This window comes from Vibrio sp. Vb2880 (assembly GCF_033337975.1).
Classification (GTDB): Bacteria; Pseudomonadota; Gammaproteobacteria; order Enterobacterales; family Vibrionaceae; genus Vibrio; species Vibrio alginolyticus.
Genome location: NZ_JAWORT010000036.1, coordinates 20,307 through 27,359, shown reverse-complemented (window position 1 = coordinate 27,359; position 7,053 = coordinate 20,307). Strand labels below are relative to the sequence as shown.

The following is a 7,053-nucleotide window of genomic DNA, read 5'->3' as shown; positions in this document are numbered from 1 at the left end:
CTGTTGCTGTTGCTGTTGCTGTTGCTGTTGCTGTTGCTGTTGCTGTTGCTGTTGCTGTTGCTGTTGCTGTTGCTGTTTTAGCTTTTCTTCTACAACCGATAGGTTTTTCTTCGCGGCTTCAAAGTTAGGCTTTTCCTCTAGCAGTTTTTTATACAAATCAGCCGCATCTTCTAATTGACCATTTTGAGCGAGCGAGTTGGCGAGGTTATAGCGGCCGTTAAGGGAGGCATCATGAGAAAATGCTTCGATAGCGGCTTCGTAGTCACCTTTTTGATAACTGGCGGCTCCTTTCCAGCTTGGGTTTGTAAATAGGTTTTGCGCCTGTTCATACTCACCTTGCTTGTATAGTTCCGCTCCTTGTTGGTCGGCATTTAAGAACGGATTAGCTTCTGCATGCGGTGTCCACGTTACTGGGACTACAGTCGCAACTACCATCCAAATCAGGCCGCGTCGAAACAGTAAAGCCGCAGGAAGAAGTAACAACGGCAGTAACCAAAAGCCACTGTTGAGACGAGAATCAGTTTTAACTTCTTCGCTTTGGGTCGCAGAAAGCTGGCTACCAATGTTATTGGTAAAGGCCGCGATGTTTTCAACATCACGGTTGGTGTGCTGAATAGGAACAAATAGGCCACCAGTCTTATTCGCTAGCGTTTGCAGATTTTTCAGATTTGTTTTCGCTACGACGGTAGTGCCTTGTGCCGTTTTTAGCAGAGAGCCATCGGGCAGCGCGATAGGCGCACCGTTAGGAGTCCCGACGGCAAGAACAGAAATGCGAAACTTTGTACCTTGGACTAAATCTAACGCGCGAGACAGCTCTGACGTATCAAGATCATCCGCTAACACGATGATATCGCCTTGTTGCGTGCCGGCTTGAGAAAACTGGTTGATCGCAAGTTCAATCGCGGCAGGCAGGTTTGCTCCTTGAAAAGGCATCAGCTCTGGTGACAAATTTTCGATAATGCCAGCAAGCGTGCTGGAATCAGTTGTCAGTGGACTTAAGTTATAGGCATCGCCAGCGTAAGCAATAAGTCCAGTGGCTCCCTCTTTCCATTTAGGCAGCAAATCGAGCGCCTTATAACGTGTTTGTGCTAGCCGATTGGGTTTGATGTCTGTAGCAAACATAGAGCGAGACATATCAAGCACCAAGATACGGTTTTGGTTTAACTCAAAGCTTGGTCGAGCATTGGACTGCCAGCTTGGCCCCGCTAATGAAATGCAAGTTATTGCCCAAGCTAAACCCCATAGAGTGAAGTAATGCTTAGACTGCGTGTTTTGTCCGAGCATCCGCGCTAGGTGAGGGGCAATCAGTGTGGACTTTTGGGCTCTAAATTTGTGATTAAGCAAGAGTGCTATAGGGATCACGATGAGCCCCAAAAGCCAATAAGGATTGAGGAAAATAAACTCAGCCATGTTTTCTCCTTAATAGGAATAACAATACCGATAATACAAATGCAGCGCTTAATGGATATGGAAACCATTCAGACTGTGGGCGCCAAGTTTGTGTGTCGCTAGATACGGGTTCTAGCTGGTTGATGGTGTCATAAATCTTTTCGAGCTCTTCCGTATCTCGCGCTCGAAAATATTGTCCACCTGTCACCTCTGCCACTTTAGTCAGTGTTTGTTCATCTAAGTCGGCTGCGGTGTTGACTTTGCGAGTCATGAAAAACTCTTTCACCATCATTTCACCAGCGCCCACGCCCACGGTGTAAATAGTGGCGTTGTATTTTTTCGCAATTTCCGCTGCTTCTAGCGGCTCGAGCACCCCTGCAGTATTGCTGCCGTCACTGAGCAAAATCATGACTCGTTGGGGAGCATCACTGTCTACAAAGGTTTTTGTGCCTAACCCAATACCATCACCAATGGCGGTTCGTTGACCAACCAAGCCGATGACGGTTTGATTAATCTGTTGCATGACGCTTTTGCGGTCTGCAGTGAGTGGTGTTTGCAAATAAGCATGGTCGCCAAACAAAACAACTCCGAGACGGTCACCTTTTCTCTTTGCTACGAAATCAGACAGAACTTTTTTGACTGCTGTGAGGCGATCGATATATTCGCCGTTGAGTTCCATGTCTTCCTGCTGCATCGAACCGGACAGATCGACGACTAACATCAAGTCCCGATACTTGGGTTGGAATTCAACGGGATCGCCAAACCAAACTGGACGCGCACAAGCGACGACAAGAAGGCCCCAGATCGCGATTGAAAGTGCTTTTTGCAGCGCTTGCTTAGGCTTGCTGCGATTCTCATTAGTTGGTAAGTACGCCAATTTGATCTCGGCTTGTTGAGATTCTTGTGGCAGAAACTTGTATACCAGCCAGGGGATGGGCAACAAAAACAGTGCCCACCACCAGACAAATTCAATGTTTAGCCATTGGGCAAGATCGGTTATGAGTGTTTGCTCAGTCACGGTTATTTGCCTTTTTCTTTGGTGGCAAAGCGTAGGTTATCCAAAAGACACAATCGTCTACCAAGCTTTGATGCTGCCCTTGGGAAGAATTCTGATACAACGCTTCTTGCCACTGATGTTGTTTGTCTACGAATCGACTTTCTTTGGTATGGCTATCGAGAAATTCATACCAAGCGATTCCAGTTAATGGTGCGATCTCTTCACGCGGAAAGTAACTCAATGCTGCCTGGCGCAATATTTCCAGAGCAGAGGAAGGGGTATGAGGCGCGGTAGGTTGAGTTAAAAGTGTTAATGCTGTCTTTTTTGCGCGTAAGTGTTTTTTACGCCATCTCACATAAAGACAAATGCCGAAAACGAACAGCAAGGTTGCTGCAAGCACCACCCACCATCCCCAAGCGAGCGGAAACCAATCCGGTGCGTTTGGCAAAATCAAAGGTTCAAGGTCTAGGCTTTGGTTGTTTGTTGTCATTATTATTACTGCTTAATAAATACTGCTTGTCAGTTTGTTAGCTTAATTGTGAAATTAAGGGCCGGCCACTTGATAGCGTGTTAAATGGAATTGCTATTGAATGGCATTGCTGCTTAATGGTTTCTTGATGTTGGGTAAAGTGGTTTTCGAGTTCTCTTCGTTGTCCTTTAGAGCCAAAGTTAAACCATTGACTATGCAGCCCATCCGAAGCTTTCACTTGACCTCTAAAGTCTGTTTCGCCTCTTTCTAACGGATCATAAAACTGAACAGCCCTTACGCTATTGTGTTGTTTGAGTCGACGTAGTTGTGCCAGTTCCGTTGGTGTTACGTGGGCAAAATCACTGAGCATAATCAATTCGCTGCCTTTTGGGGTGAGCGTATGAAGTGTCTCCAATACTTGTGCATACGGCAGTGTACGAGTGTCGTTGCTTGCAGTACGAGTTACTTGCGCATTATGTATGTCGACTATGGCGTTAAGAATCCGCAGCCCTTGTCTTTGTAAAGAAGAGGGGCGAAATTCAAGACATTGATGTCCGTCATCAATCACTGCGCCGATGCGATCTTTTTTAGCTAGAGTTAGCCAAATTAGAACACTGGCAAAGTGGGCCAATTGAACGGATTTGAGTACATACTTAGATCCAAAATGTAGACTAGAACTTAGATCAAGATAAAGAATGACCGCTTGCTCTTTATCTTCTGCAAACAACTTCGTATGTGCTTTACCGGTCCTAGCGGTGACTCGCCAATCAATGCTGCGAATATCGTCGCCAGGTTGATATTGGCGCACCTCCATAAAATCCATACCTCGCCCTTTTTGGCGACTGGTATGGTTACCACTCATCTGCGACCAGAGACTCTGTGCTGGTGGTAACCAACGTACAGATTGAGTGCGATATTGGAGCAGCTCTTCAAGGGTTAATGTCACCCCATTCGCATGAGGTGGTAATGAATGTGTAGCGGACATATCACTCACCTGTTTATGCACTGCCAACAAGGTTTAGCAGTTTATCGATGACCTGGTTTGCCGTAATGCCTTCCGCTTGAGCGTGGTAACTCAACAATAAACGGTGGCGCAGTACCGGATAAGCCATGGTTTGAACATCTTCCGGAGAGACAAAATCACGACCAGCAAGCCAAGCGTGCGCACGTGCACAGCGATCAAGAGCGATGGTGGCACGCGGACTCACACCCATTGACAACCACTTGTCCAACTCAGTGTCATATTCGTTGGCTTGACGTGTCGCCATAACTAAACGGACGATGTACTGCTCTATCGTTTCCGCCATATGAATATCCAACACTTCTTTACGTGCGGTGAATATATCTTGTTGGCTTAACATTGGGCGTTCAACCTTTGCTTCGCCTTTTGCTTCTCCGCGGTTAATACGCAAGATAGATAGCTCATGCTCCGCATCTGGGTATTCCACTTCTAAATGCAATAAAAAGCGGTCTAGCTGCGCTTCAGGAAGGGGGTAGGTCCCTTCTTGCTCTATCGGGTTTTGAGTTGCCATAACCAAAAACAACTCTGGCAACGGATAGGTATGACGACCTGCTGTGACTTGTTTCTCTGCCATTGCTTCAAGCATTGCCGCTTGTACTTTGGCCGGTGCACGGTTTATCTCATCCGCAAGAATAAGCGAGTTGAAGATAGGACCTGACTGGAAAGTGAATTCTCCGGTTTCGGGACGGAAGATATCGGTGCCGGTTAAATCGGCTGGCAGCAAGTCAGGGGTGAACTGAATTCGGTGGAAGTCACCTTCAACACAGTCTGAGAGTGATTTTACTGCACGGGTTTTTGCTAACCCAGGAGGGCCTTCAACTAAAATATGCCCATCCGCAAGAAGCGCAACAAGCAGTTGCTTTACCAGATCTTGCTGTCCGATGATCTGCGACTCTAAGTATTGCTGAAGAGTTTCGAAGTTAGATTTATGCATGCTTTGGACTCTCGGTATCCATGTGATTTTCGTGTTGAGTATTGGTCATTTTCCATGTGAAAAAAGTTCCAATGCTCTATTGCAATTTATCTTTTCAATATTGGGACGCTACAGAGAATTGCAAGTACGTGCTATCTCTGAAAGTGCTTATTTGACAGTGTGTTACATTTATTTTTCATAATATAATGAGAAATGCCTCTAGTTTTGTACATATGAGCCGATAAAGATTCCGTGGTGTGCGTGTCATGAGATATGCACCTGATTCCCCTTGTGGGGCCAATAACAAGTGATTCTTTTAAAAGGTCCGAATATGTTGAAACTTCATTCCTTGAGCATCAAACAGAAGGTTGTACTTGGCATTACGTTTGCTGTTCTAGCATCAACAATCATTGTTGGTGTTATGGCTCAGCGTCATGCGAGAGATGTATTGAGCCATCGTCTTATTGACATCGAGCTACCTGCGATGTTGCAGCAAATCAATACCGAAATTGACCGCGAAGTTGTCGAAATGCAACAAGCGGCAAAACAGCTGGCTACAAACGAATTTATTGTTGAAGCCCTATCTAATACAGACCGTGATCCGTCAGTAGAAGTTCAGTTGGTTCAGCAGCTCAATAATGTTAAATCACAGTATGGTCTTAATGATGCGTCGGTAGCGAATCGTCAAACGGCATATTACTGGAACCAAAACGGATTCTTACGTCAACTTAACCGAACGCAAGATGCTTGGTTCTTTGGATTTACGTCGTCTGGTCAAGAAACGTCCGTGAGTGTGTTCCAAGAGGCAAATGGCGAAGTGAAAATGTTTGCCAATTTCCAAGATCTTAATGGTACATCAATGTCAGGTCTCTCTAAATCTATGGGAGACATGGTTGCTTTGCTCAATGGGTTTAAAATTGAAGATACGGGTTACGTGTTCCTCACTAATGAACAAGGCCAGATTCAAATACACCGCCAACAAGGTAAGAACCAAACTTCTATCACTAAACTATTTGGTAGTGACGCAAGTGCGCTGTTGAACAAAAATAGCTTCAACCTAATTAATGTGGAGTTTGAAGGGCAGGATACTTTTGTTTCTAGTTTGTATGTTCCTTCAATGAACTGGTTTGTTATTGGCGTGGTTCCCGTTGATGAAGTATTCGCAGACCTGAATGCGACAGCTAAAAAAATGCTGTTTACGACCATCATTGTTGCCGTTGTATTCATCCTCATGGGCGTATGGTTGGCAAACAGCATTACGAAACCAATCCGACTGATTGCCGATCGTTTTACCGACCTTGGGCAAGGTGAAGGCGATTTGGCGCAGCGTATTGAAATTAAGGGTAATGATGAAATTGCTCAGCTTTCAAAAGGCTTTAATGGATTTATTGAGAAGATTCATGCCACGATGAAAGAGGTTGCTTTAACCAGTGGCTCATTAAGTCAAGCGGCAGAAAGTGTGTCAACGAAAGCAACTTCCACACACGACAACAGCCAAGAGCAGCGTGATCAAACCATTCAAGTAGTTGCAGCTATCAACCAAATGGGTGCGACCATCAGTGAAATTGCATCGAACGCTGCTACCGCTGCTGATACGGCAAATCAGGCTTCAGATAACACTCAAACTGGTCGAGAAGTTGTGATGAAAGCAAAAGAGGTGATCAGCCGCCTAGCCGATGATGTTGAAACAACCAATATTGTTGTGACGCAGTTGGCATCGACAACCAAAGATATTGGCTCGATTCTGGGTGTAATTCGTGACATATCTGAGCAAACGAATTTACTTGCGCTAAACGCTGCAATTGAGGCTGCTCGTGCTGGTGAGCAGGGACGTGGTTTTGCGGTTGTTGCTGATGAGGTAAGAAACCTAGCTTCACGCACGGCCGATTCTACAGAAGAGATTCAGCGCATGATCAATCAGCTTCAAAGTGACGCACAAGACGCGGTAAATGCTATGGAAGCGGGCAAAGCGGTCACCATAGAAGGGGTTACTTCTACCGATGAAGCAGTCGAGGTATTAATCAGTATTTCTGAACGAATCACCGACATCTCTGATCGTAATACACAAGTTGCAACGGCGACGGAAGAGCAATCCACGGTGGTGCATACCATTAATCAAAATATCGAAGAAATCAACGCGATAAATGAAATGACAACCGCGACAGCAGAAGAGTTGGCGGATGCAAGTCGCGATCTTCAAGCGCTCTCTTCTCGTTTAGACAAGATGGTTGGTAGCTTCAAGTTATAGAGTTGGATAGAATAGG

6 protein-coding genes are annotated in these 7,053 nt (G+C 45.6%); 1 reads left to right on the top strand and 5 read right to left on the bottom strand.

Annotated elements, in window-relative coordinates; genetic code table 11:
• The 5 genes from R7M92_RS23330 to R7M92_RS23310 all read right to left on the bottom strand — a co-directional run.
• Window positions 1-1,410: VWA domain-containing protein (locus R7M92_RS23330; protein WP_318081619.1), on the bottom strand; the 1,410-nt coding region annotated here is incomplete at its 3' end.
• Complete coding sequence (locus R7M92_RS23325; protein ID WP_050550100.1) at window positions 1,403-2,407, bottom strand: vWA domain-containing protein; 1,005 nt, start codon at window positions 2,405-2,407, stop codon at window positions 1,403-1,405. The genes R7M92_RS23325 and R7M92_RS23330, both read right to left, overlap by 8 nt.
• Window positions 2,400-2,876 (bottom strand): DUF4381 domain-containing protein, encoded by a 477-nt coding sequence (locus tag R7M92_RS23320; protein WP_017821862.1) that lies wholly within the window; start codon window positions 2,874-2,876, stop codon window positions 2,400-2,402. The genes R7M92_RS23325 and R7M92_RS23320 overlap by 8 nt, the downstream gene beginning before the upstream one ends.
• 37 nt (window positions 2,877-2,913) lie before the next feature.
• Window positions 2,914-3,840: a DUF58 domain-containing protein gene (locus tag R7M92_RS23315; protein WP_033906737.1), complete on the bottom strand. Its 927-nt coding sequence runs from the start codon at window positions 3,838-3,840 to the stop codon at window positions 2,914-2,916.
• Window positions 3,841-3,853: 13 nt separating this feature from the next.
• The gene (locus tag R7M92_RS23310) at window positions 3,854-4,810 is read right to left on the bottom strand and encodes an AAA family ATPase (RefSeq protein ID WP_025768547.1); all 957 of its coding nucleotides are present in this window, start codon (window positions 4,808-4,810) and stop codon (window positions 3,854-3,856) included.
• Between the two features lie 310 nt (window positions 4,811-5,120).
• Here R7M92_RS23310 and R7M92_RS23305 point away from each other — a divergent pair, with 310 nt between their 5' ends.
• Window positions 5,121-7,037: a methyl-accepting chemotaxis protein gene (locus R7M92_RS23305; RefSeq protein WP_053303850.1), complete on the top strand. Its 1,917-nt coding sequence runs from the start codon at window positions 5,121-5,123 to the stop codon at window positions 7,035-7,037.
• Window positions 7,038-7,053: the final 16 nt, after the last annotated feature.